The organism is Novosphingobium sp. B-7 (genome assembly GCF_000410615.1).
GTDB lineage: Bacteria > Pseudomonadota > Alphaproteobacteria > Sphingomonadales > Sphingomonadaceae > Novosphingobium > Novosphingobium capsulatum.
Window position 1 is genome coordinate 35,515 of sequence record NZ_KE148513.1, and the last position, 512, is coordinate 36,026.

General features: G+C 68.2%; 1 protein-coding gene. It reads right to left on the reverse strand.

Annotation, left to right across the window (positions count from 1 at the left end):
- Positions 1-121: 121 nt before the first annotated feature.
- A partial coding sequence (locus H926_RS0123455) for a zincin-like metallopeptidase domain-containing protein (RefSeq protein ID WP_022678404.1) occupies positions 122-512 on the reverse strand: 391 nt, incomplete at its 5' end.

A 512-nucleotide genomic window follows, 5' to 3' on the forward strand; every position in this document is an offset into this window, starting at 1 on the left:
CGGAAGATCGCGCGCTGCCGCTTGGTCATGCGGCGCAGACCGCGTTGCCCCCGCCGCCAGAACGCGCGTGGCGAGATCGGCGGCAGGACGGGCGTGCCCCATTCGGGCGGGAGAGGCCGGCTCATGGCCGGTCCTCCCCACAGGCCAGGAGGAAGTCAGCCGCCTTGCTGGCCGCACTGGCGGCGCGGAAAATCGCCTTCTCGTCGGCGCACAGCACTTCGAGCCAGGCCCCGATGTAATCGGAATGCCGCACCGTCGGGACAATGCCCAGCGCGGCACAGGCAAAGGCACTGGCCATTTCCGCCACCATTTCCTCTTTTGCATAGGATGCAGAGCCGAATTCGCCGGTCTGGTCCCGGTCCAGCCGGCTCTTGTGGCCCGTGGCATGGCCCAGTTCGTGCAGGGCCGTGCGGAACCAGTTGATCGGCTCGAGGAAGGCAGCCTGGGGCGGCACCTGCACCACGTCATGGGTGGGGGAATAGAACGCTTCCCCGCCCCCGATGCGGAACGTC